20 protein-coding genes and 1 riboswitch are annotated in these 20,597 nt (G+C 72.4%); of the genes, 8 read left to right on the top strand and 12 right to left on the bottom strand.

Annotation, left to right across the window (positions count from 1 at the left end; genetic code table 11):
- Positions 1–32: 32 nt before the first annotated feature.
- Both clpX and DLJ49_RS11050 read right to left on the bottom strand, forming a co-directional pair.
- The gene (gene clpX / locus DLJ49_RS11055) at positions 33–1,298 is read right to left on the bottom strand and encodes an ATP-dependent Clp protease ATP-binding subunit ClpX (protein ID WP_115393612.1); all 1,266 of its coding nucleotides are present in this window, start codon (positions 1,296–1,298) and stop codon (positions 33–35) included.
- A gap of 233 nt (positions 1,299–1,531) precedes the next feature.
- Positions 1,532–2,170: an ATP-dependent Clp protease proteolytic subunit gene (locus DLJ49_RS11050; RefSeq protein ID WP_115393611.1), complete on the bottom strand. Its 639-nt coding sequence runs from the start codon at positions 2,168–2,170 to the stop codon at positions 1,532–1,534.
- A gap of 348 nt (positions 2,171–2,518) precedes the next feature.
- Here DLJ49_RS11050 and DLJ49_RS11045 point away from each other — a divergent pair, with 348 nt between their 5' ends.
- A complete protein-coding gene (locus tag DLJ49_RS11045; RefSeq protein WP_115393610.1) occupies positions 2,519–3,763 on the top strand; it encodes an FAD-binding domain-containing protein in 1,245 nt (414 codons plus the stop codon).
- A 312-nt stretch (positions 3,764–4,075) separates the two neighbouring features.
- A complete protein-coding gene (locus DLJ49_RS11040; protein ID WP_115393609.1) occupies positions 4,076–4,378 on the top strand; it encodes a hypothetical protein in 303 nt (100 codons plus the stop codon).
- Positions 4,379–4,387: 9 nt separating this feature from the next.
- On the opposite strand, the gene DLJ49_RS11035 is transcribed toward DLJ49_RS11040, so the two are convergent.
- The 3 genes from DLJ49_RS11035 to DLJ49_RS22085 all read right to left on the bottom strand — a co-directional run bounded on the left by DLJ49_RS11035 (position 4,388) and on the right by DLJ49_RS22085 (position 6,580).
- Complete coding sequence (locus tag DLJ49_RS11035) at positions 4,388–4,966, bottom strand: RSP_2648 family PIN domain-containing protein (RefSeq protein ID WP_115393608.1); 579 nt, start codon at positions 4,964–4,966, stop codon at positions 4,388–4,390.
- A gap of 40 nt (positions 4,967–5,006) precedes the next feature.
- Positions 5,007–6,242, bottom strand: a complete 1,236-nt coding sequence (locus tag DLJ49_RS11030; RefSeq protein ID WP_115393607.1) for an RSP_2647 family RNA methyltransferase — start codon at positions 6,240–6,242, stop codon at positions 5,007–5,009.
- A 194-nt stretch (positions 6,243–6,436) separates the two neighbouring features.
- Positions 6,437–6,580, bottom strand: coding sequence for an RSP_7527 family protein (locus DLJ49_RS22085; RefSeq protein ID WP_199533352.1), 144 nt, complete (start codon positions 6,578–6,580; stop codon positions 6,437–6,439).
- Between the two features lie 236 nt (positions 6,581–6,816).
- Here DLJ49_RS22085 and edd point away from each other — a divergent pair, with 236 nt between their 5' ends.
- Positions 6,817–8,628, top strand: a complete 1,812-nt coding sequence (gene edd / locus DLJ49_RS11025) for a phosphogluconate dehydratase (protein WP_115393606.1) — start codon at positions 6,817–6,819, stop codon at positions 8,626–8,628.
- A gap of 269 nt (positions 8,629–8,897) precedes the next feature.
- On the opposite strand, the gene DLJ49_RS11020 is transcribed toward edd, so the two are convergent.
- From DLJ49_RS11020 to metZ, 3 genes are all read right to left on the bottom strand, one after another.
- Positions 8,898–9,215 carry a hypothetical protein gene (locus DLJ49_RS11020; RefSeq protein ID WP_115393605.1) on the bottom strand — a complete coding sequence of 106 codons (318 nt, stop codon included), beginning with the start codon at positions 9,213–9,215 and terminating at the stop codon, positions 8,898–8,900.
- Entirely contained in the window at positions 9,212–12,073 is a 2,862-nt protein-coding gene (locus tag DLJ49_RS11015; protein ID WP_115393604.1) for a [protein-PII] uridylyltransferase family protein, read from the bottom strand. The genes DLJ49_RS11020 and DLJ49_RS11015 overlap by 4 nt, the downstream gene beginning before the upstream one ends.
- A 143-nt stretch (positions 12,074–12,216) precedes the next feature.
- Positions 12,217–13,425, bottom strand: a complete 1,209-nt coding sequence (gene metZ / locus DLJ49_RS11010; protein WP_233488954.1) for an O-succinylhomoserine sulfhydrylase — start codon at positions 13,423–13,425, stop codon at positions 12,217–12,219.
- 26 nt (positions 13,426–13,451) lie between these two features.
- Positions 13,452–13,530, bottom strand: a riboswitch (SAM riboswitch).
- A gap of 133 nt (positions 13,531–13,663) precedes the next feature.
- Here metZ and DLJ49_RS11005 point away from each other — a divergent pair.
- Positions 13,664–14,596, top strand: a complete 933-nt coding sequence (locus DLJ49_RS11005; RefSeq protein WP_158547448.1) for an alpha/beta hydrolase — start codon at positions 13,664–13,666, stop codon at positions 14,594–14,596.
- Positions 14,597–14,623: 27 nt separating this feature from the next.
- On the top strand, positions 14,624–15,334 hold the full coding sequence (locus DLJ49_RS11000; RefSeq protein WP_115393602.1) for a glutathione S-transferase N-terminal domain-containing protein: 711 nt from the start codon (positions 14,624–14,626) through the stop codon (positions 15,332–15,334).
- Positions 15,335–15,375: 41 nt separating this feature from the next.
- Here DLJ49_RS11000 and DLJ49_RS10995 read toward each other — a convergent pair whose 3' ends face one another.
- The 3 genes from DLJ49_RS10995 to ftsY all read right to left on the bottom strand — a co-directional run bounded on the left by DLJ49_RS10995 (position 15,376) and on the right by ftsY (position 17,936).
- Positions 15,376–15,618, bottom strand: a complete 243-nt coding sequence (locus tag DLJ49_RS10995; protein ID WP_115393601.1) for a CDGSH iron-sulfur domain-containing protein — start codon at positions 15,616–15,618, stop codon at positions 15,376–15,378.
- Positions 15,619–15,652: 34 nt separating this feature from the next.
- Entirely contained in the window at positions 15,653–16,315 is a 663-nt protein-coding gene (locus DLJ49_RS10990; protein ID WP_115393600.1) for an inner membrane-spanning protein YciB, read from the bottom strand.
- 61 nt (positions 16,316–16,376) lie between these two features.
- The gene (gene ftsY, locus DLJ49_RS10985) at positions 16,377–17,936 is read right to left on the bottom strand and encodes a signal recognition particle-docking protein FtsY (protein ID WP_115393599.1); all 1,560 of its coding nucleotides are present in this window, start codon (positions 17,934–17,936) and stop codon (positions 16,377–16,379) included.
- Positions 17,937–18,095: 159 nt separating this feature from the next.
- On the opposite strand from ftsY, the gene DLJ49_RS10980 reads away from it, so the two are divergent.
- On the top strand, positions 18,096–18,548 hold the full coding sequence (locus tag DLJ49_RS10980) for a hypothetical protein (protein ID WP_233488952.1): 453 nt from the start codon (positions 18,096–18,098) through the stop codon (positions 18,546–18,548).
- A 411-nt stretch (positions 18,549–18,959) separates the two neighbouring features.
- On the opposite strand, the gene DLJ49_RS10975 is transcribed toward DLJ49_RS10980, so the two are convergent.
- The gene (locus DLJ49_RS10975; protein ID WP_115393598.1) at positions 18,960–19,373 is read right to left on the bottom strand and encodes an OB-fold nucleic acid binding domain-containing protein; all 414 of its coding nucleotides are present in this window, start codon (positions 19,371–19,373) and stop codon (positions 18,960–18,962) included.
- 149 nt (positions 19,374–19,522) lie between these two features.
- On the opposite strand from DLJ49_RS10975, the gene DLJ49_RS10970 reads away from it, so the two are divergent.
- Complete coding sequence (locus tag DLJ49_RS10970; RefSeq protein WP_115393597.1) at positions 19,523–19,846, top strand: 2Fe-2S iron-sulfur cluster-binding protein; 324 nt, start codon at positions 19,523–19,525, stop codon at positions 19,844–19,846.
- Positions 19,846–20,580, top strand: coding sequence for an FG-GAP-like repeat-containing protein (locus DLJ49_RS10965; protein WP_115393596.1), 735 nt, complete (start codon positions 19,846–19,848; stop codon positions 20,578–20,580). Before DLJ49_RS10970 ends, DLJ49_RS10965 begins: the two co-directional genes overlap by 1 nt.
- The last annotated feature ends 17 nt before the right edge of the window (positions 20,581–20,597 follow it).

The following is a 20,597-nucleotide window of genomic DNA, read 5'->3' as shown; positions in this document are numbered from 1 at the left end:
TTCAAGGGATTTGCGCCGAGCCCGAGGGGCCGTCAGCCTGCGGTTGCGCCGCTCGACTTCTGGTCGGCGTAGATCAGCAGCGGCGCCGCGTCTGTCGTGACGACCTCGTCGTTCACGACCACCTCGTCGACGCCCTCGAGCGAGGGCAGGTCGAACATCGTGTCGAGCAGGATGTTCTCCATGATCGAGCGCAGGCCGCGGGCGCCGGTCTTGCGTTCGATCGCCTTGCGCGAGATGGCGCGGAGCGCGTCCTCGGTGAAGGTCAGCTTCACGTCCTCGAGTTCGAACAGGCGCTGGTACTGCTTGACGATCGCGTTCTTCGGCTCGGTGAGGATCGTCACCAGCGCGTCCTCGTCGAGGTTCTCGAGCGTGGCGATCACCGGCAGGCGCCCCACGAACTCGGGGATCAGGCCGAACTTGAGCAGGTCTTCCGGCTCGAGCTTCGTCAGGATCTGGCCCGTGTCCTGCTGGGATTCGTCCTTCACGTCGGCGCCGAAGCCGATGGCCGATCCCTTGCCGCGCTGGGCGATCACCCGGTCGAGCCCGGCGAAGGCGCCGCCGCAGATGAACAGGATGTTCGTCGTGTCGACCTGCAGGAACTCCTGCTGGGGGTGCTTGCGGCCGCCCTGCGGCGGCACCGAGGCCACGGTGCCCTCCATCAGCTTCAGGAGCGCCTGCTGCACGCCCTCGCCCGACACGTCGCGCGTGATCGAGGGATTGTCGGACTTGCGGGTGATCTTGTCGACCTCGTCGATGTAGACGATACCGCGCTGCGCCCGCTCGACATTGTACTCCGACGCCTGCAGCAGCTTGAGGATGATGTTCTCGACGTCCTCGCCGACATAGCCGGCCTCGGTCAGCGTGGTTGCGTCTGCCATGGTGAAGGGCACGTCGAGGATACGCGCCAGCGTCTGGGCGAGGTAGGTCTTGCCGCAGCCCGTGGGCCCGATCAGCAGGATGTTCGATTTCTGCAGCTCGATGTCCGAGCTCTTCTCGGAGTGGTTGAGCCGCTTGTAATGGTTGTGCACGGCGACCGAGAGGACCCGCTTGGCGCGGCCCTGCCCGATCACGTAGTCGTCGAGGACCTGGCAGATCTCCTTGGGCGTCGGCACGCCGTCGGAGGCCTTGAGCCCGGCCGATTTCGTCTCTTCCCGGATGATGTCCATGCACAGCTCGACGCATTCGTCGCAGATGAACACCGTCGGGCCCGCGATCAGCTTGCGCACCTCGTGCTGGCTCTTTCCGCAGAAGGAGCAGTAGAGCGTGTTCTTGCTGTCGCCGCCTTGAGAATTCGCCATCGTCTCTCGTCCTCCGGGCTGTCGCGGCCCGCTGTTCGCATCGGGCGCCTGGCGCGCCTCCCGTTTCGCGTCGCCGGGCGCGCGAGCGGCACGCCCGGGCGACCGGCCTGCTCGGCTTGCCTTAAAAGCCTAGGGCAGACCCCCGACCGGCACAATGGCGAATTCCCGTGAAATCCGCCGCACCCCCGGGGGGCCAGGCTGGCTTCGCCGGCCCTGCGCCCCCGGGGCCGCGATCACGTGTCGCCACCCTCGCCGCCCTCGGGCGCAGCACGCGACGACACGATCTCGTCGATCAGGCCCCATTCCTTGGCTTCCTCCGGCGACATGAAGTTGTCGCGCTCGAGCGCGGCCTCGACCGTCTCGAGCGATTGTCCGGTATGATGCACGTAGATCTCGTTAAGCCGGTCCTTGAGCTTCTGCGTCTCGCGGGCGTGGATCATGATGTCGGTCGCCTGCCCCTGGTAGCCGCCCGACGGCTGGTGGACCATGATGCGGCTGTTGGGCAGCGAGAAGCGCATGCCCGGCGCGCCGGCCGCGAGCAGAAGCGACCCCATCGAGGCGGCCTGGCCCACGACCAGCGTCGACACCTTCGGCTTGATGTACTGCATCGTGTCATAGATCGACAGACCCGACGTCACCACCCCGCCGGGCGAGTTGATGTACATCGAGATTTCCTTCGAGGGGTTCTCGGCCTCGAGGTGCAGAAGCTGCGCCACGACGAGCTGGCTCATCCCGTCGTGGACGGGGCCGTTCACGAACACGATCCGCTCCTTCAGCAGGCGCGAGAAAATGTCGTAGGCGCGCTCGCCCCGGCTCGTCTGCTCGACGACCATCGGCACGAGGTTCATGTAGGTCTCGGTGGGATCTTGCATGGGGCTCGCCTCAAGGTCTGGGGCGCAGGGCTGCGCCGTCGCGGGTGGCAGAGTCTTAGTGTCGGGCCAGACCGGCCGCAAGGCGGGGGCCGCCACGCTGCGCGCAAGGTTCGGGAAAATGCGCGACAGCATTGCCGCCGGACGAAGGTGGTCACCCGGGACGCGGCGCTGCGCCGGGGGCGATGGGGCCGTCTTCGATGCGGGGGCCTCTCCGGGGCGGTCTTGCGACCTTGCTGCCCGTCCCCCCCGCCGCCCCCGGCGCGCACGGCTTGAACGAAAACCGACGTGCCGAGCTTTGACCGCGCCCCCTTGCGCGATACCTCCCGCGACGGGTGACGGGAGACCATCATGCAGACAGATTTCCCGCCCTCGCGCGCCGAGGGCCTACAACGATTGCGCGATTTCGTGCCGCACGCTGGCAAGGACTATGCCGCGCGGCGCAACCACGACGAGCCGGGCCATGCCAACGTCTCGCGTCTCTCGCCCTACCTCCGTCACCGGATCGTGACCGAGGACGAGGTGGTGCAGGCCGTGCTCGGCCGCTTCGCCCCTTCGACGGCGGAAAAGTTCGTTCAGGAAGTCTTCTGGCGCACCTACTTCAAGGGCTGGCTCGAGATGCGCCCCTCGGTCTGGACGGCCTACACCGCCGGCCTCGCCCGCGCGCAGGACAGGCTCGCCACCGAGAGTGGCCTGCGCAAGGGATGGGAGCAGGCCTGCAGCGGCGCGACCGGCATCGCGCCGTTCGACCACTGGGCGCGGGAACTGGTCGAGACAGGCTATCTGCACAACCACGCCCGCATGTGGTTCGCCTCGATCTGGACGTTCACGCTCGGCCTGCCGTGGGAGCTGGGCGCCGACTTCTTCCTGCGGCACCTGCTCGACGGCGACCCGGCGTCCAACACGCTGGGCTGGCGCTGGGTGGTGGGCCTGCACACGCCCGGAAAGGTCTACGTCGCGCGTGCGTCGAACATCACGAAATACACCGGCGGGCGCTTCGGCGCAGTGCACGGCCTTGCGACCGACCCCGCGCCAGCGGAGGGGCCGGCCAACCCGCCGCGCGGCGCGCCCCCCGTATCGGAGCCGTGGGAGCGGACGGCACGCACGGGCCTGGTGCTGACCGAGGACGACCTCTCGCCTGGCTGGCTGCTTGACGACGGGCTCGCCCCGGTGACGACGGCCGTCGCCACGGGCGTGCCGCACCGCTCGCCGCTGGCGGTGGCGCCCCAGGTCCACGCGTTCACGCGCGAGGCGGTGGCGGATGCGCGGGCGCGTTACGGCGCGCGGCTGGGGCAGCCGGGGCCGGAGACGGGCCTTGCGCCCGGCGAGACCATGGCGGCGCAGGCCGAGGCGCTGGTGGCATGGGCGCGGATGCACCGGCTGGAGCAGGTGGTCGCCCCCTACCCGCCTGTCGGCCCGTCTGCCGACGCCTTCGCCGGGATCCGCCGCGCGCTCGAGGCCGAGGGGGTGCGCGTGGCGACGCCGATCCGTCCCTTCGACCAGCGTGCCTGGCCACACGCGACGCACGGCTTCTTCCGGTTCAAGGACAGGATCCCGTCGCTGCTTGGCGCGATCCGGGGCCTGCGGGCGGCGTGAGCTGCGTGCACCACGCCGGCGGGCAGAGGCGCGGTGGTGTGCCGCGCGCGTGTGCATCCGCGTTGACCCGACTCGCATTCGACGCCAGTGTCGACGCGTCGGCGACCGGCCCGCACGGGCCGGCCGGTGATCGTCCCCAGCCGCATGTCGTGCGCGGCGCGCAGGCCCCGTATCCGCCCGGGCCGGACGGAATGGGTGAACGAGGCCGCGAGTGAGGGCCGTAAAGGTGATCTGCACTTGGTCCGTCGACCGAACAGGCCCGCGCCGGCCGCCCGATCCGACCGGCGCGCGCGCCCCGCGATGGAGAATGCGATGAGCCTCGCGCTCGTTCTGGACAAGCTCAGGGCGGCCCCGACCGACCCTGACCGCGCCGAGGAACTCGGGCGGATGGCCTTCATCGAGTGGTTGGAGACGCTGCCGCCGCACACGAGCTTTCCCGTGGCGGCGATCGTGGCCTTCGACCGCTCGCGCCGCACCGCGCGGCGCGTGCCAGCGGCGGCCGAGTTCCGCGCGTTGCTGGTCGAGGCGGTGCATCGCTCGCCCCTGCCCGTCGACCTGACGCTGCCCGCGCCGCAGCGTCGGGGCGGCCGCGGCCGACGGCGTGAATCCTCCTGAGGCGAGGGGTCAGCCCCCCAGCGCCTTGGCCAGCCGCGGCAGGCGGGCCTTCTTCAACAGTGCGCGCAACTCGGCGGGCGCGGTGTCGAGCCGTTCGGCCTCGGCACGGACGGACTCCGCCGCCTGCGCCACACTGTCGGGCGCGCGCAGCCACAGAGCCATCAGGAAGGCGTCCGGATCCCACCGTGCGAGGCCCTCTTCGGCCAGGGTTCCCCTGGGAAAGTCGCGGGCGTTGAGCGTCACGATCCCGTCGGCCGAGGTGGCGACGGCGGTGGCGAGCACGTGGATGTCGCCCGGATCGGGCAGCCACAGGCGCTCCCCGGTGCCTTGGACGGGGGGCGCCTCTGCCAGCGGGAAGGTTGCGCGCGTCGCCGCGATCTCGCCCCGCGCCTGCGCTTCCTCCAGCGTGCCGCGGCGCGCCGCGGCAAGCGCCCATTCCTCGAGCAGCCGCGCCGACCAGAGCGGCGCGAAGAGGCCCGCCCGCGCGACCGCCAGAAGCACTTCGCGCATGACGGTGGGGTAGAGCACGCAGGCGTCGAGCACTGCGCGCGGCCGCTCTGGCAGGTCGGGGATCACGGGGCGCACCATGCGTGAGCGGTGCCGCCGCCGCACCGAGCGGCGGCGCGGCTCATCCGTCGAGCCGGAACGTCAGCGCCTTGAGATAGGCCGTCTCGCCCAGTTCCGGCAGGCTCGGGTGGTCGGGGCCGGCAAAGCCCGTCTGGATCAGCTGCCCCCGCCGCCCCGCCCGCCCGATCCCCCGCCCGCAGGCGGTGCGGAAGCGGGCAAGGTCGGCCGCGTGCGAACACGAGCACAGCACGAGAAAGCCCCCCGGCGCCACCAGCGGCGCGGCGAGGCGTGCCACCCGCTCGTAGGCGCGCAGGCCCTGCTCGAGCGCCTGTTTCGACGGCACGAAGGCCGGTGGATCGCACACCACGAGATCGAAGCGCGCCCCCTCGTCGCCCAGCGCCCCGAGCGCGCGGAACGCATCCTCGCGCCGCGCCTCGAAACGATCCGCCACACCCGTCGCCTCGGCCCCCTGCGCAGCCAGCGCAAGCGCCGGCTCCGACCCGTCGACGGCGAGGGCGTGCCCCGCCCCGGCCGCAAGCGCGGCGAGCGAGAAGCCCCCGACATGGGAAAAAACGTCGAGCACCCGTGCATCTGCCCGTTCCGCGACCAGCCGGGCGGCGAAGGCGTGGTTGTCGCGCTGGTCGTAATAGAGCCCGGTCTTCTGTCCGCCGGTCAGGTCGGCCATGTAGGTGGCGCGGTTCATCTCCACGGGCACCGGCGCATCGGCCGAACCTTCCAGCACGACGGTCTCCTCGGGCAGGCCCTCGGCGGCGCGCGCCCGGCCCTGGCCGTTCTTCACCACCGTCCTGGCGCCGGTCACCTCGACCAGGGCCGCCACGATCTCGCCCAGCAGCCGGTCGGCCCAGGCCGCGTTGGGCTGGATCACGGCAGCGTCCCCGAACCGGTCGATCACGAGGCCCGGCAGCCCGTCGCCCTCGGCATGGACGAGCCGGTAGAACGGCGCCGGGTAGAGCCGCTCGCGCAGCGCGAGCGCCCGCCCGATCCGGTCGGCGAGCCACGCCCGGTCGATGACCGCCTCCGGGTCGCGGTCGAGCAGGCGGGCGGCGATGCGCGAGGCCGGCGTGAGCGCGGCGGTGCCGAGGGGCCGCCTCTCGGCATCCTCGAGCCGCGCGATCGTGCCGGGGGCAAGCCCCGTCGTGCGCCGATCGAGCACCAGCTCGTCGGCATAGACCCAGGGAAACCCGTGCCGGATGGCGCGCACGTTGCCCTTGGGGCGCAGGCGGATGACGGGGCGGTCGGCCCCGACGCGGGACGGGATGTCGGAAGCGGAATCCATCCGCCCGACCTATCGCGCGGCCCGGGCCGGCGGAAGGCCCTCGTCACCGATGCCGGCAACGGGGCGGCTGCGGTCGGAGGCCGCCAAGGGCTGCGGGCCGGAGCGGGTAGGGCGGGAAAGGAAGGCCCCGGGCGCCGTATGACCGGCGCGCCGGGCCGGGAAGGCGCCGCCGTGGCGGCACCGCGGATCGCGGATCAGGCCGTGCGGCCCTCGGTCGCGGGGCGACCGCTCAGCCAGCGCCGCAGCGCCGAAAAGCCCTCCGCGAGCGCCTCGGCGCGCATCTGCCGCGCCCGCTGCTCGATGGCGATATAGTCGAGTTGTCCGTCTTTCGTGGTCATGTCCGTCTCCTGAGGATCGATGTCGCTCCTCCCATGCGCTCCCAGCTATGCCCCTCGCCCGCCGGGCGACAGGCCCATGCCCGAAACCCCGGCTTGCGCCTCGCGCAAGGCTGCGCGACGCCCTTCCGGTTGAACCGTTATCGCTAACAAAGTATTGTCCCGCCGTCGGCGCCCGGTCCCGCGCGGCCGCGCGGTGCCGACCCAGCCACGCCCGAGACACCCAAGCCGGAGCGCCCATGCCCCTCCACCCCACGATCGAGAAGGTGACCGAACGGATCAAGCGCCGCAGCCGCGACAGCCGCGCCGCCTACGAGGCGCGGATGCGGGCGGCGGCCGAGGAGGGGCCCGTGCGCGCACACCTGTCCTGCGGCAACCAGGCCCACGCCTACGCCGCCAACCTCGCCGACAAGGAGCGGCTGGCGGAGGGCCGCGCCCCCAATCTCGGGATCGTGACCGCCTACAACGACATGCTCTCCGCGCATCAGCCGTTCGAGCGCTTCCCCGACCTGATCCGCGCGGCGGCGCGGCAGGCGGGCGGCACCGCGCAGGTGGCGGGCGGCGTGCCGGCGATGTGCGACGGCGTCACCCAGGGCCAGCCGGGGATGGAGCTGTCGCTCTTCTCGCGCGACGTGATCGCGCTCGCCGCTGGCGTGGCGCTGTCGCACAACTGCTTCGACGCGGCGGTCTATCTCGGCGTCTGCGACAAGATCGTGCCGGGGCTGGTGATCGCCGCGGCCACGTTCGGCCACATCCCGGCGGTGTTCATGCCGGCGGGGCCGATGCCCTCGGGCCTGCCCAACGACGAGAAGGCGAAGGTGCGCCAGCAATTCGCGGCCGGCGAGGTGGGCCGCGAGGCGCTGATGCAGGCCGAGATGGAAAGCTATCACGGCCCCGGCACCTGCACCTTCTACGGCACCGCCAACACCAACCAGATGCTCATGGAGTTCATGGGGCTGCACCTGCCGGGCGCCTCCTTCGTCAACCCCAACACCCCCCTGCGCGACGCGCTGACCGCGGCCGGCGTCGAACGGGCGCTGTCGATCACCGCGCTCGGCGACGACTACCGCCCGGCGGGCACGATCCTCGACGCGCGCGCCTTCGTGAACGGGATGGTCGGGCTGATGGCGACGGGCGGCTCGACCAACCTCGTGATCCACCTGCCGGCGATGGCGCGGGCGGCGGGGGTGCTCCTCGACCTCGAGGATTTCGAGGAGATCTCCGAGGTCACGCCGCTCATGGCGCGCGTCTATCCCAACGGTCTGGCCGACGTGAATCACTTCCACGCCGCGGGTGGGCTGGCCTTCGTGATCGGAGAGTTGCTCGAGGCGGGCCTGCTGCACCCCGACACCGAGACCGTCGCCGGCCGTGGCCTGCACCGCTACGTGGCCGAGCCGAAGCTGGGGCCGGACGGCCTGCGCTGGGACGAGGCGGCGCCTGCCTCGCTCAACGACAAGATCCTGCGCCCCGTGGCCGACCCGTTCCAGCCCAAGGGCGGGCTGAAACAGGTGCAGGGCAATCTCGGGCGCGGCGTGATGAAGGTCTCGGCGGTGAAGGAGGAGCACCTCTCGATCGAGGCGCCGGCCCGCGTCTTCGACGACCAGCAGGCGGTGAAGGACGCCTTCCGCGCCGGCGAATTCACCTCCGATACGGTGGTCGTGGTTCGCCACCAAGGGCCGCAGGCCAACGGCATGCCGGAGCTCCACAGCCTGACTCCCGTGCTGGCGGTGCTGCTCGACCGCGGTCTCAAGGTGGCGCTGGTGACCGACGGGCGGATGTCGGGCGCCTCGGGCAAGGTACCGGCGGCGATCCATGTCTCGCCAGAGGCGGCCGCCGGCGGCCCGCTCGCCCGGCTGCGCGACGGCGATGTCGTGCGGATCGATGCGCGGGCGGGCACGCTGGAGGCTCGTGTCGACGGCTTCGAGGCACGCGCCCCGGTCGAGGCCGACCTCTCGGCCAACGCCCACGGCATCGGGCGCGAGCTGTTCGAGACGTTCCGCCGCAATGCGGGCCATTCCACCACGGGCGCCTGCGCTCTCCTGCCCGGCTGACCGGCCGACCCTCCCGGCCGGCCGGCAACGCTCCCGCCTGCCCGCGCGGCCGGCCGGCCCCGTTCCGCTCGTGTCCGACCGCGCCGTTGCCCTCCGGATCGAACCGCGGGGCGCGCGGTCAATCCCGGTGCCTCCGGCGGGGATATTTTCCGGCAAGAAGAAGGAGGGGACGGCACATGGCTTCTTCTTGCTGCAAGTATCCCCGCCGGAGGCACGGCCCCGCGCAGGCGGGGCCCGCCAGGGGTGTGCGCCGCAGGCGCTCCGCCGGATCAGTTGGTAGTGGGGTCGCTCGCACCACCGGGGCGGCGGCGGGCACGCCAGCCGCCCCGGCGCGCCGGGGTGCCGTGCGCACCGCGTGCGCCCTCGCGAAGGACCATCGTCATGGGATGGTCCGGCGCGGTGATCGCATGACGCGCCAGCAGGGCGGCGGCAACCTCGTGCGGAGCGACGCCGTCGGGCAGGGACAGCGCCCAGTCGAGGAAGATCGAGCGGCATTCGGAGCCGCCGATCCCCTCGATGCGGTAGGCCTCGCGGATCAGGCCCTTGGGATCGAGCGGGTCGCGCCCCTGCGCTCCCCCCGCACTCATGCGCCTCGGCCCCGGGGTGCGGCGGCGGCGGGGCCGCCGCTGGCCGCGTCGCTGCCTTCCTGTACCTCCACGCCCCCGGTCACGGCGGCGTCGATCAGGGCGGCGGCCTCGGCGCGCTCCTCGGCCAGCCGCGCCTCGAGGGCGGCGAGGTCGGCCATGCCGGTCTCGCGGCAGAGCACGGCCCGTGCGCCCTGCCCCAGCGCCTCGGGCGCGAGCGGGCCGTCGACGAGAAGCCGTCCGGCGCTCTGCACCGACCGGGCGAAGCGATAGGCCCGCTTCAGGCTCTCGGCCGTCTCGCGCGGCATCAGGCCGGCCCGCGCCGCGGCGTCGAGTTGCGCGGCGGTGCGCCGCGCCGTCGAGCCTGCGAGCAGCGCCGCGGCCTGCCCGACGAGCTCGATGTCCTGCAGCCCGCCCGGACCCGGCTTGACGTCGAGCGGGCCCTTGGGCGGCTTGGCCCCGGCGAGCCGGGCGCGCATCTTCGCGAGGTCCATCCAGACCTGCGCGGGAGCGCGCGGCGCGCCGAGCACCGCGGCGCGGACGGCTTCGGCCTCGGCGCAGACCTGCGGGCTGCCGGCCACGCAGGCCGCGCGCGTGAGCGCCATGTGTTCCCAGGTCCAGGCCTCTTCGCGCTGGTAGGCCTCGAAGGCGGCGAGCGCGGTCGCCACCGGCCCCTGCCGGCCCGACGGGCGCAGACGCATGTCGACCTCGTAGAGCTTGCCGGCCGCCGTGGGGGCGGTCAGCGCGGTCACCAGCGCCTGGGTGAGGCGGGCATAATACGGGCGCGAGGACAGGGGCCTCGGGCCGTCGGACCCCTCCTCCCCCGCCGGATCGTAGATCACGATCAGGTCGAGATCTGAGCCCGCCGTCAGCCACCCCGCCCCGAGAGATCCCATGCCGAAGACGGCAACGCCGCGCCCCGGCGGCGCCCCGTGCTTGTCGGCAAAGTGCTCGACCACCACGGGCAGGAGCGCGGCGAGGATCGCCGCCGCGAGATCGGCGTATTGCCGCCCGGCCTCGGCGGCGTCGGTCAGCCCGCGCAGGTGATGGACGCCGGCGCGGAAGTGCCACTCCTTCGCCCAGCGGCGGGCGGCGTCGAGCCGGTGCTCGTAGTCGCCGCGATCGCGGGCCAGCACGTCGGCCAGTTCGCGGCGCAGCGCGTCGCGCCCCGGCCACGGCGCGAAGAACGAGCCCGAGACGACCGCCTCGAGAACCCGGGCGTTGCGCGAGAGATACTGCGCGAGGGCCGGCGCGGTGGCCGCGATGTCGACGATGAGCGCGCGGAGCTGCGGGTTGGCCTCGAACATCGAGAAGAGCTGCACCCCCGCGGGCAGCCCGCGCAGGAAGCCGTCGAAGGCGGTCATCGCCTCCTCGGGCCGGTCGGCGGCCTGCAGACGCGCGAGCAGGTCGGGCTTGAGCCGCTCGAAGATCGCCTGCGCGCGAGACGAGCGGAGCGCCGGGTAATGCCGCCATCGCGCGACGATCTCGGGCTCGTCGCCCGCGCCCGCGGGGCCGGGCGCCCCCGCGAGCCCCTCGGCGCGCGAGAAGAAGCCCTCGGTCAGCCGGTGCACGGCGTCCATCCGCTCGGCAAGCCCGGCGCGGAAGCGCGCGGTGTCGCCCTCGCCCGAGAGCCGCGCGAGCCGGTCGAAACCCGCCGCGTCGGCGGGCAGCAGATGCGTCCGCGCGTCGGCCACCTGCTGCACCCGGTGCTCGGCCTCGCGCAGCGCGCGGTAATGGCCGCGCAGCTCGTCTGCCACCTCGCCCGGGATCCAGCCGCGCTCGGCCAGCCGTGCAAGGCCCTCCTCCGTCCCGCGCACCCGCAGCGCGGGGTCGCGCCCGCCGGCGATGAGCTGTCGGGTCTGGGTGAAGAACTCGATCGCGCGGATGCCGCCATGCCCGAGCTTGAGATCGCGCCCCTCCAGCGCGGATGCCTCGTGCAGGCCCTTGTGATCGCGGATGCGGCGGCGCATGTCGTGGGCATCCTCGATGGCGGCGTAGTCGAGATGGCGGCGCCAGACGAAGGGGCGCAGCCGCTCGAGATAGGCCTCGCCCGCCGCGAGGTCGCCCGCCGAGGGGCGCGCCTTGATGTGCGCCGCGCGCTCCCACGTGCGGCCGAGGCTCTCGTAATAGCGTTCGGCCGCCTCCATGGCGAGGCAGACGGGGGTGACCGAGGGGTCGGGGCGCAGCCGCAGGTCGGTGCGCCAGACATAGCCATCGCCGGTCTGCTCCTGCAGCGTCGCCGTCATGGCCCGCGTCGCCTTGATGAAGACGGCGCGCGCCTCGGCGATGTCGGCCCCCTCGAAGCGCGAATCGTCGAACAGCACGATCAGGTCGATGTCGGAGGAATAGTTGAGCTCGAAGGCGCCCATCTTGCCCATGGCCAGCACGCACATGCCGGCCGCGTCGGCGATGTCGCCCCCGCCATGGCCCGGCACCTTGCCGCGCGAGAGGGGGCCGGCGAGCGCGGACCTGAGCGCGCGGTCCACCGCGGCGTCGGCGAAGGCGGTGAGCGCATGCGTGACCGTCTCGAGCGGCCAGACACCGGCGAGGTCTGCCAGCCCCGCGTAGAGCGCGAGCCGCCGCTTGACGCAACGAAGGCCCGGCGAGAGGTCGGCGTCGGGCAGCGCGGCGGTCTCGGCGAGAAGGCCGGGCAGGATCGCGGCGGGCTCGGCGGCCAGCGCACCGTCGAGCCAGTCCGCCTCCTTTTCGATCAGGCCGCGCAGATGCGGCGAGGAGCCGCCCGCGCCACGCAGCACCTCGGCCACCTCGGGCGGCTGGCCGGGCAGGTGCGCGGCAGCTTCGGCGCCGGCCTCGGCGTCGTGCGGCAGCGGCGTGCGGCGGATGGCGGCGGCGAACGACATGCGCGGATAGAGACGCCCCCCGCACGCGCTGTCAATCTCGCGGTCCGGCACCGCGACGGCCACGCACGCGGTAGTGTGTGCGGAACGCGGCCCCCGACGGAAGACGCCGCACGGGCCGTGCGCCCGCGATTGCCGCGCGCGGCCTAGACCGCGGCGAGCCCGGCGCGCAGGTCGGCCAGAAGGTCGGCGGGGTCTTCCAGCCCCACCGACAGGCGCACGAGGCCAGGCGTGATCCCGAGGGCCGCCTTCTGGTCGTCCGGCAGGCGCTGGTGGGTCGTGGTGGCGGGGTGGGTGGCGATGCTCTTGGCGTCGCCGAGATTGTTGGAGATCGTCACGACGTCCAGCGCGTTGAGGAAGCGGAACGCAGCCGCCTGCCCGCCAGCCACATCGACCGACAGCACCGTGCCGCCCCGCTCCATCAGCCGCGCGGCAACGGCGTGCTGGGGGTGCGAGGGCAGGCCCGGGTAGAGCACGCGGGCCAGGCGCGGATCGCCCTCCAGCGCCTCGGCCAGCGCCTGCGCGGTTTCGGCCTGCGCGCGCACCCGCAGGTCCATCGTCTCGAGCCCCTTCAGCATGACCCAGGCGTTGAAGGGGCTCATCGCGCCCCCGGTATGCTTGAGGTAGGGCTCGACCGTCTTGCGGACGAAATCGCGCGTGCCGAGGATCACGCCGCCCAGCGCCCGGCCCTGCCCGTCGATGTGCTTGGTGGCGGAATACACCACCACGTCGGCCCCCTGCTCGAGCGCGCGGGAGAAGACGGGCGTGGCGAAGACGTTGTCGACGATGACGGTCGCGCCGACGCCGCGCGCCAGCTCGGCCACGGCAGGCAGGTCGATCACCTCGAGCGTCGGGTTGGCGATGGATTCGAGAAACACGGCGCGCGTCCCGGGGCGGATGGCCGCGCGCCAGGCGCCGAGGTCGGTGCCGTCGACGAAGCTCACCTCGACACCGAAGCGCGTCAGCACCTCCTCGAGGATGTAGAGGCACGAGCCGAACAGCGCGCGTGAGCTGACCACGTGGTCGCCCGCCTTGAGCATCGACATGAGCGCGCCGTTCACCGCGGCCATCCCCGAGGCGGTGGCGAAACCGTCTTCCGCCCCTTCGAGCGCGGCGATCCGCTCCTCGAACATGCGCACGGTCGGGTTGCCGTAGCGGGCGTAGACGAACTCGTCGTCGCCCGCCTTGAGAAAGCGCTGCTCGGCCTGCTCGGCACTGTCGTAGACGAAGCCCTGCGTGAGGAAGAGCGCCTCGGACACCTCACCGTAGCCCGAGCGGCGGATGCCGGCGTGCACGGCGCGCGTGCGGGCGCCCTGTCTCTTCGGTGTCTCGCTGTCCTTCATCGGGCCCTCCATGCCGACCTCCCGATCAGGGAGCCCGAGGAGGGCCGCGCCTGACCTCTTTAGCGGAATGTTTAGCGTGGCCCGCAATCCGGTGGACAAATCGCCACGATGCCAAGCGCTTACGCTCCGTGTGGCGCGAGGTCAACAGTCACCGAACCGTCACCGGACCGTTACGGTCGATTAACCGCCCTGTCACCGACAATTAGAAAACTCGGCCTAAGCGACCCACAACATGTTGTGGAGGCAGGCAATGCCGCTCTGTCAGGTCAACATCGAGGGGACGGGCCTCGCCGATCCGGCCGACACGCGGGCTCGCCTCGCGCGCGCGCTCGCCGAGGCGCACCCGCAGGCGCCGGTGATCGTGCTGGTGCATGGCTACAAGTTCTCGCCCACCATCGCCGCCCACGACCCCCACACCCACATCCTCTCGCTCGATCCCCGCCCCTCCTGGAAGGCCGTGAGCTGGCCCCGGCGGCTGGGGCTGAGCGAGGCCGGCGGGGCGGAGCCGGTCTGCATCGGGGTGGGCTGGGAGGCGCGCGGCACGCTGTGGCAGGCCTATGGCCGGGCGAAAGAGGCGGGCGCGGGCCTCGCCGCGCTGATCCGGCTCGTCGCCGCCCTGCGACCGGGCTGCCAGGTGCAGGCGCTGGCCCATTCGCTGGGGGCGCGGGTCGTGCTTTCGGCCCTGCCCCACCTGCCCCGTGGCGCGATGGGCCGGGCGGTGCTTCTGGCCGCGGCCGAGATGCGCGGCCGGGTCGGCGATGCGCTGACGACGGAGGCGGGCCACGCGCTCGATCTCGTCAACGTCACCAGCCGCGAGAACGAACTGTTCGACACCCTGCTCGAATGGCTCGTCGCGCCGCATGCCCGGGGCGACCGGGCGCTCGGGCGCGGGATGGGGCCGCTCGCCGGCCCGGGCCGCCTCGACCTGCGGATCGACGACGACGGCCACCGGGCGGCGCTCGCAGCGCTCGGCTTTCGCATTCCGCGGGCCGACCGGCGTTTCTGCCACTGGTCGGTCTACCTGCGCTCGGGGCTCTTCGACGTCTACCGCGCGGTGCTCACGGGCGCCCTGCCGGCCGAGCGCCTCGCGCCGCTCCTGCCGGTCGCGCAGGCGCCCGCCCGATCACGCCTCGGTCAGCGGATCGCCCGGCCCTTGCCCTTCGGCGCCGGAGAGGCATCGTAACGCGCGACCAAGCAAGGAGCGCACGACATGACCCAGGCCCCCATCGACCTGTATTACTGGCCCACGCCGAATGGCTGGAAGGTGACCATCGCGCTCGAGGAGATGGGGCTGCCCTACGAGCTGCACCTGATCAATATCGGCAAGGGCGACCAGTTCGACCCCGCGTTTCTCGAGATCGCGCCGAACAACCGGATGCCCGCCATCGTCGATCCGGAGGGGCCCGACGGCGCGCCGATCTCGATCTTCGAATCGGGGGCGATCCTGCAATACCTCGCGCGGAAGACCGGGACGTTCTACGGCGAGACGGAGCGGCAGCGCATCGAGGTCGACCAGTGGCTGATGTGGCAGATGGGCGGCGTCGGGCCGATGGCGGGGCAGGCGCACCACTTCCTCAAGTATGCCCCCAGCATGGACCCGCCGCAGGACCTGCCCTACGCCAAGGACCGCTACCGCAACGAGACGGGGCGCCTCTACCGCGTGCTCGACAAGCGGCTGGCCGACCGGGAGTTCGTGGCGGGCGACTTCTTCTCGATCGCGGACATGGCGATCTGGCCCTGGGCCAGCGGGTGGGAGCGGCAGGAGCAGACGCTGGACGACAAGCCGAACCTCAAGCGGTGGCTCGACGCCGTGGGGGCGCGGCCGGGCGTCAAGGCGGGCCGCGCCGTGGCCGAGGAGATGCGCAACGACGCCTCCTCGACCGACCGCGAGGCGCAGAAGATCCTGTTCGGGCAGCGCTGAGCGCGGGCGCGCGGCGCAGGCAGCGCGCCGCCGTGCCGCCTTCAGAGCCGGTTGTGGCTGCCGTCGCAGAGCGGCTGGCCGGCGGTGGCCTTGCAGCCGCAGAAGAACAGCCGCCCGTCTTCCGCGGCCTCGTATCTCAGCGGGGCGAGGCCCGTCCCCTTGTGGCTGCCGTCGCAGAAGGGCTGCCGGGCCGAGCGCCCGCACGAGCACCAGAAATAGGTCTTGCCCGCCTCCACCTCGACGGGGAACGGGGCCTTTTGCGCAACGATCGGGGCGTCCGACATGGGTGGCGTCTCCTCATTCTTCGATCCGGGGTCGTCAGGCGGGGCGGTCGTCGTCGGTCTCGACGTATTTCTGCAGCGAGATGATCGAGACCCAGAGCCACAGGAACAGCACGAGCGGGAACACGAAAGTCTCGATCTTGACCCAGGCGTCGGTCGACATGGTGCGCCAGACGATCTCGTTGGCGACCGCCAGCACGCCGAAGCCGAGCGTCAGGCGGCGCGTCAGCTTCATCCAGCCCTCCTGCGCCATCGGCATGAACTCGCCCAGCACCCAGGCGAGCCATGACTGGCCGCGCAGCAGGCCAAGCCCGAGCACCCCGGCGAACAGGCCATAGACGATGGTCGTCTTCATCTTGAAGAACGTCTCGTCGTTGAACCACACGGTCAGACCGCCGAACACGACGACCAGCACCCCCGTCACCGCCTGCAGCCGCGAGAGGCGGCCGGTCAGCTTCCACAGGATGCCCATGGTGAGCAGCAGCAGCGGCACGAAGCCGGCAGCGGCGATGATGAACCCGTCGTAATCGGTGCCCCCGATCGTGAAGGTCTCTTCGCGCAGCCACAGATAGGCGACGAAGAAGGCGAGCGGGGGCCCCAGCTCCAGCACCTGCCGCAGCACGGGGTTGATGCGGCGCTCGTCGTCGATGCGCGGCGGTGAGCGGGCAGGCGCCCGGTCGGGTCGGGGCTCGTCGGTCATGGGCGCTCCTCTCGGCTTCGGGGGGAGGTGCGCGCGCGGGCACCGGCTGTCAAGCGTGGGCTCAGGCGTCGTCGGCCCCGGTCAGGGCGCGGGCGAAGTCCTCGGGGTCGAACGGGGCGAGGTCGTCGATCTGCTCGCCCACGCCGATCGCATGGATCGGCAGGCCGAACCTGTCGGCCAGCGCCACCAGCACGCCGCCACGGGCCGTGCCGTCGAGCTTGGTCATGACGAGGCCCGAGACGTCGGCGAGCTTCTGGAACGTCTCGACCTGGCTCAGCGCGTTCTGGCCCGTGGTCGCGTCGAGCACCAGGAGCGTGTTGTGCGGCGCGCTCTCGTCGCGCTTGCGAATGACGCGGACGATCTTGGCGAGCTCCTCCATCAGGTCCTGCCGGTTCTGCAGGCGGCCGGCGGTGTCGATCATCAGCAGGTCGGCGCCCTCGGCCTCGGCCTTCGCCATCGCGTCGAAGGCGAGGCTGGCAGGGTCGGAGCCTTCGGGTGCGGTCATCACCGGAACGCCGGCGCGGTCGCCCCAGACCTGGAGCTGCTCGACGGCGGCGGCGCGGAAGGTGTCACCGGCGGCGATCACCACGTTCTTGCCGGCGGCGCGGAACTGGCTGGCGAGCTTGCCGATGGTCGTCGTCTTGCCCGAGCCGTTGACGCCGACGACGAGCACGACCTGCGGCTTCTTCGCGTAGAGCGGCAGGGGGCGGGCGACCGGCTCCATAATGCGGGCGATCTCGCCCGCCAGCAGCCGCTTGATCTCGCGGGTCGACAGGCGCCGGCCCATCCGCCCCTCGGCGAGGTTGGCCGCGACGCGGAGCGCGGTGTCGACGCCCATGTCGGTGGCGATCAGAAGCTCCTCGAGGCTTTCGAGCATGTCGTCGTCGAGCACCCGGCGGACGACGGGGCCAGCGGGCTCGCGGCCGGGCTGCGGCGCCGGCTCCGGCATGGGCATCGGCGCGGGGCGCTGGTCGGGCTGCGGGCGCGCGCCGACGGGGGCCGCCGCACCCGCCTCCGGCTCGGGCTGGGCTGCGCTGCCGCCGCGCCCGAGCAACCGGCCGAGAAAGCCGGGGCGGCCCTGCGGCGTCTGCGGGATCTCCTCGGGCGGCGTGTCCTGCGGCACCTCCGCAGGGGCATCGCTGCCCGGCACCTCCTGCGGGGCCGGCCCGGGCACCGGGTCGGCGGGCTGCGGGGCGCCTGGCGGCTCGGGCGTCGGCCGTGGATCCCGCGGCGCGGGCTCGGGCGGGCGGGTCGGCTCTGGTTCGGGCTCGGGCGCCGGCTCGGGCTGGGGCGTCGGCTCGGGCGCCGGCTCGGGCGTCGGCTCGGGCTCTGGCTGCGGCTCGGGCTCTGGCTGCGGCTCGGGGGGCTGCTCCGGTGCGGGGGGCGGGGCCGGCTCCGGTGTCGGCTCCGGGTCGGGCTCGGGCGCCTGGCCCGCGCCGGCCACCTCGTCTGCGCGAGGGGCAGCGCGAGCAGATGCCTCCGGGCCGGACTCGCGATGCGTCTCCGGCTCGGGGGGCGTCGCGTCTTCGGTGCCGCCCTCCTGCACGATCGCCTCGAGGCCCTCGTCGAGCTTCGAGGAAGACTTGAACATCTTCTCGCGGAGTTTCCTGAAAAACGCCATCGGTCTCTCCCGACCCTGCCTCGAACCTCACCTAATCCGCCCGGCGAACGGATGGAAGGGTGCCGCGCCCCTTCCCGCATCCCGCCTGCACGCCGTGGTCCCGCTGGCCAGAGCGGGCACGATCTGCCATTGTGCGCGCGCAGCGACGAAGGAGAGTCCATGCCCCCCCTGCCCCTCCGGTCCGCCGCACTCGCGGTGCTGCCCCGTGCCTTCGCCGTCGCCCTCGTCGCGGCGGCCGCGACCGCCGCCGCCCCGCCCGCGACGGCCGCCCAGAGCCCGATGACGGCCGAGGAGTTCGAGGCCTACACCACGGGCAAGACGCTCTATTTCTACTCGCAGGGTCAGGCCTACGGGGTCGAGGAATACCGCGAGAACCGCGAAGTGACGTGGTCGTTCCTCGACGGCGAGTGCAAGGAAGGAGTCTGGTATCCGCAGGGCGACCAGATCTGCTTCACCTACGAGGACAATCCGGTGCCCCAGTGCTGGACGTTCTACCGCGAGGGCGGGGGCCTGCGCGCGCTGTTCGAGGGCCGCGAGACAGGGACCGAGCTCTACGAGGCCGGCGAGGCCGACGAGCCGATGATGTGCCTCGGCCCCGACGTGGGCGTCTGAACGGCGAGCCGCACGAGCACCGGACCGGGGCATTCCCTCTGTCGCCTGCAGCCATCGCGGCTCTCCGGTTTGACGTGGCCGCGCGCGCGGCATGCGCTCGGTGGCGGTGCGGGTCCGATCCGGTGCGCCGGCCGGCGGGCGGCGGGATGGGCGCGACCCCGCCCGACCCTGTCGGGCGCGCGAGGATCCGCGATGACCGGCCCGCCCGCACTCCGGCGGAACGGCCCCTTCCCGGTGAAGCTTGGTCGCGGCGGCCCGCGCGGCGCACGAGGGCTCTCGGCACATCCGTCTGAGCAGCCCGCACCGCCGGTGGGTGGCGGGCGGACAGCCCCAGGGGCGGATGACGGGCGCTGCGGGTGCGAATGTCGAGACCGACGGAGCAAGATCGGACGCGCCGGGCGGGCGAAGCGATCAGGCGGGCTGGTCGCCGGCCTTGCAGAGCGGCGGGCGGAAATCGGGCTCGAGCAGGCGGTCGAGCATGGCAGATATATCCTCGATCTCGTCGGCCACGACATGCAGCACCGGCCCCTCGCGCTGGATGCGGCCCGTCACGCGCAGCAGGCGCCCGGCGATCACCGCGCGGCGGAACCGTTCGTAGACCTTGGCCCAGACCACCACGTTGACCGTGCCCGTCTCGTCCTCGAGCGTGACGAAGATCACGCCCTTGGCGGTGCCCGGCCGCTGGCGCACCAGCACCAGCCCCGCCACCGTCACGCGCGCGCCGTTCGGCGGCTCGGACAGGCGGGCGGCCGGCACAGCCGCGGGCGGACGGGGCCAGGCGGGCGGGGGAGCCCAGGTGTCGGTGACGGGGCGACTGCCGCGCATAGGAACGAAAATAGAACATCTGGCCGCGCAGGCAAGCCTGGCCGCGTCCGCGGGCCGCCCTCACGCGGCGCGGGGCGGCTCTGGCCATCGCGCGCACTTTCGCCTAAATGCGCGGGAGTCAGACGAAGCGGCCAGGGGGACGGACCGACGTGGCGAAGATCACCTATATCGAGCACAACGGAACCGAGCATGTGGTGGACGTGCCCACCGGGCTGACCGTGATGGAGGGCGCGCGCGACAACGGCATCCCCGGCATCGAGGCCGATTGCGGCGGCGCCTGTGCCTGCTCCACCTGTCACGTCTACGTCCACCCCGACTGGGTCGACAAGCTGCCCCCCGTCGAATCGATGGAAGAGGACATGCTCGATTTCGCCTACGAGCCCGACCCCAAGCGCTCGCGCCTGACCTGCCAGCTCAAGGTGAGCGACGCGCTCGACGGCCTCGTGGTGCAGATACCCGAAAAACAGATCTGATGCGGCTCGCCGCCGCTCTTGCCTATCTCGCCGCGGCCGGCTGCGCCGCGGCCGACGGCGGGCCCGACGTCAGTATCGTGGGCGCCCGTTACGAGGTGCCGCTCGACACCTATCCGCATCGCATCATGGGATCGATCCGGGAGAAGGCCGTGCTCGCCGTGACCACGTCCGACGGGCGCACGCTGCGGGTCGACCTTCGCGAGGGTCTCGAACCCGACCACGTGTTCGAAGACATCGCCCCCCGCGTCGCGGATGCCGACGGCGACGGCGCGGCCGACGTGATCGTCGTCGAGACCGACCCGCAGCTGGGCGCACAGCTCGCCATCTATTCGCTCCGGCTGGGCGCGCTCGTGAAGGCGCACGCAACGCCGCACATCGGTCAGCGCTTTCGCTGGCTTGCACCGGTGGGCGTCGCCGATCTGAACGGGGATGGCGTGACCGACCTCGCCTATGTGGACCGGCCGCACCTTGCCCGCACCCTTCGCGTGTGGAGCTGGGCCGCCGGGGGCCTGACCGAGGTCGCCACGCTCGAAGGCGTCACGAACCACCGGATCGGCGACGAGGTGATCTCGGGCGGCATCCGCGACTGCGGCGCGGGGCCCGAGATCGTCACCGCCTCGGCCGACTGGGCGCGACTGCTGGCGACGCGACTGGAGGGCGACCGGCTCGCGAGCCGCGAGATCGGGCCGCACGAGGGCCGGCAGAGCTTCGCCGCCGCGCTCGCCTGCCGCTGACGGCAAACGGCCCGCGC

The organism is Rhodovulum sp. 12E13 (assembly GCF_003340565.1).
Taxonomy (GTDB): domain Bacteria; phylum Pseudomonadota; class Alphaproteobacteria; order Rhodobacterales; family Rhodobacteraceae; genus HLUCCA09.
The sequence above is the reverse complement of the archived record's forward strand: the minus strand, read 5'-3'. Positions and strand labels throughout refer to the sequence as shown.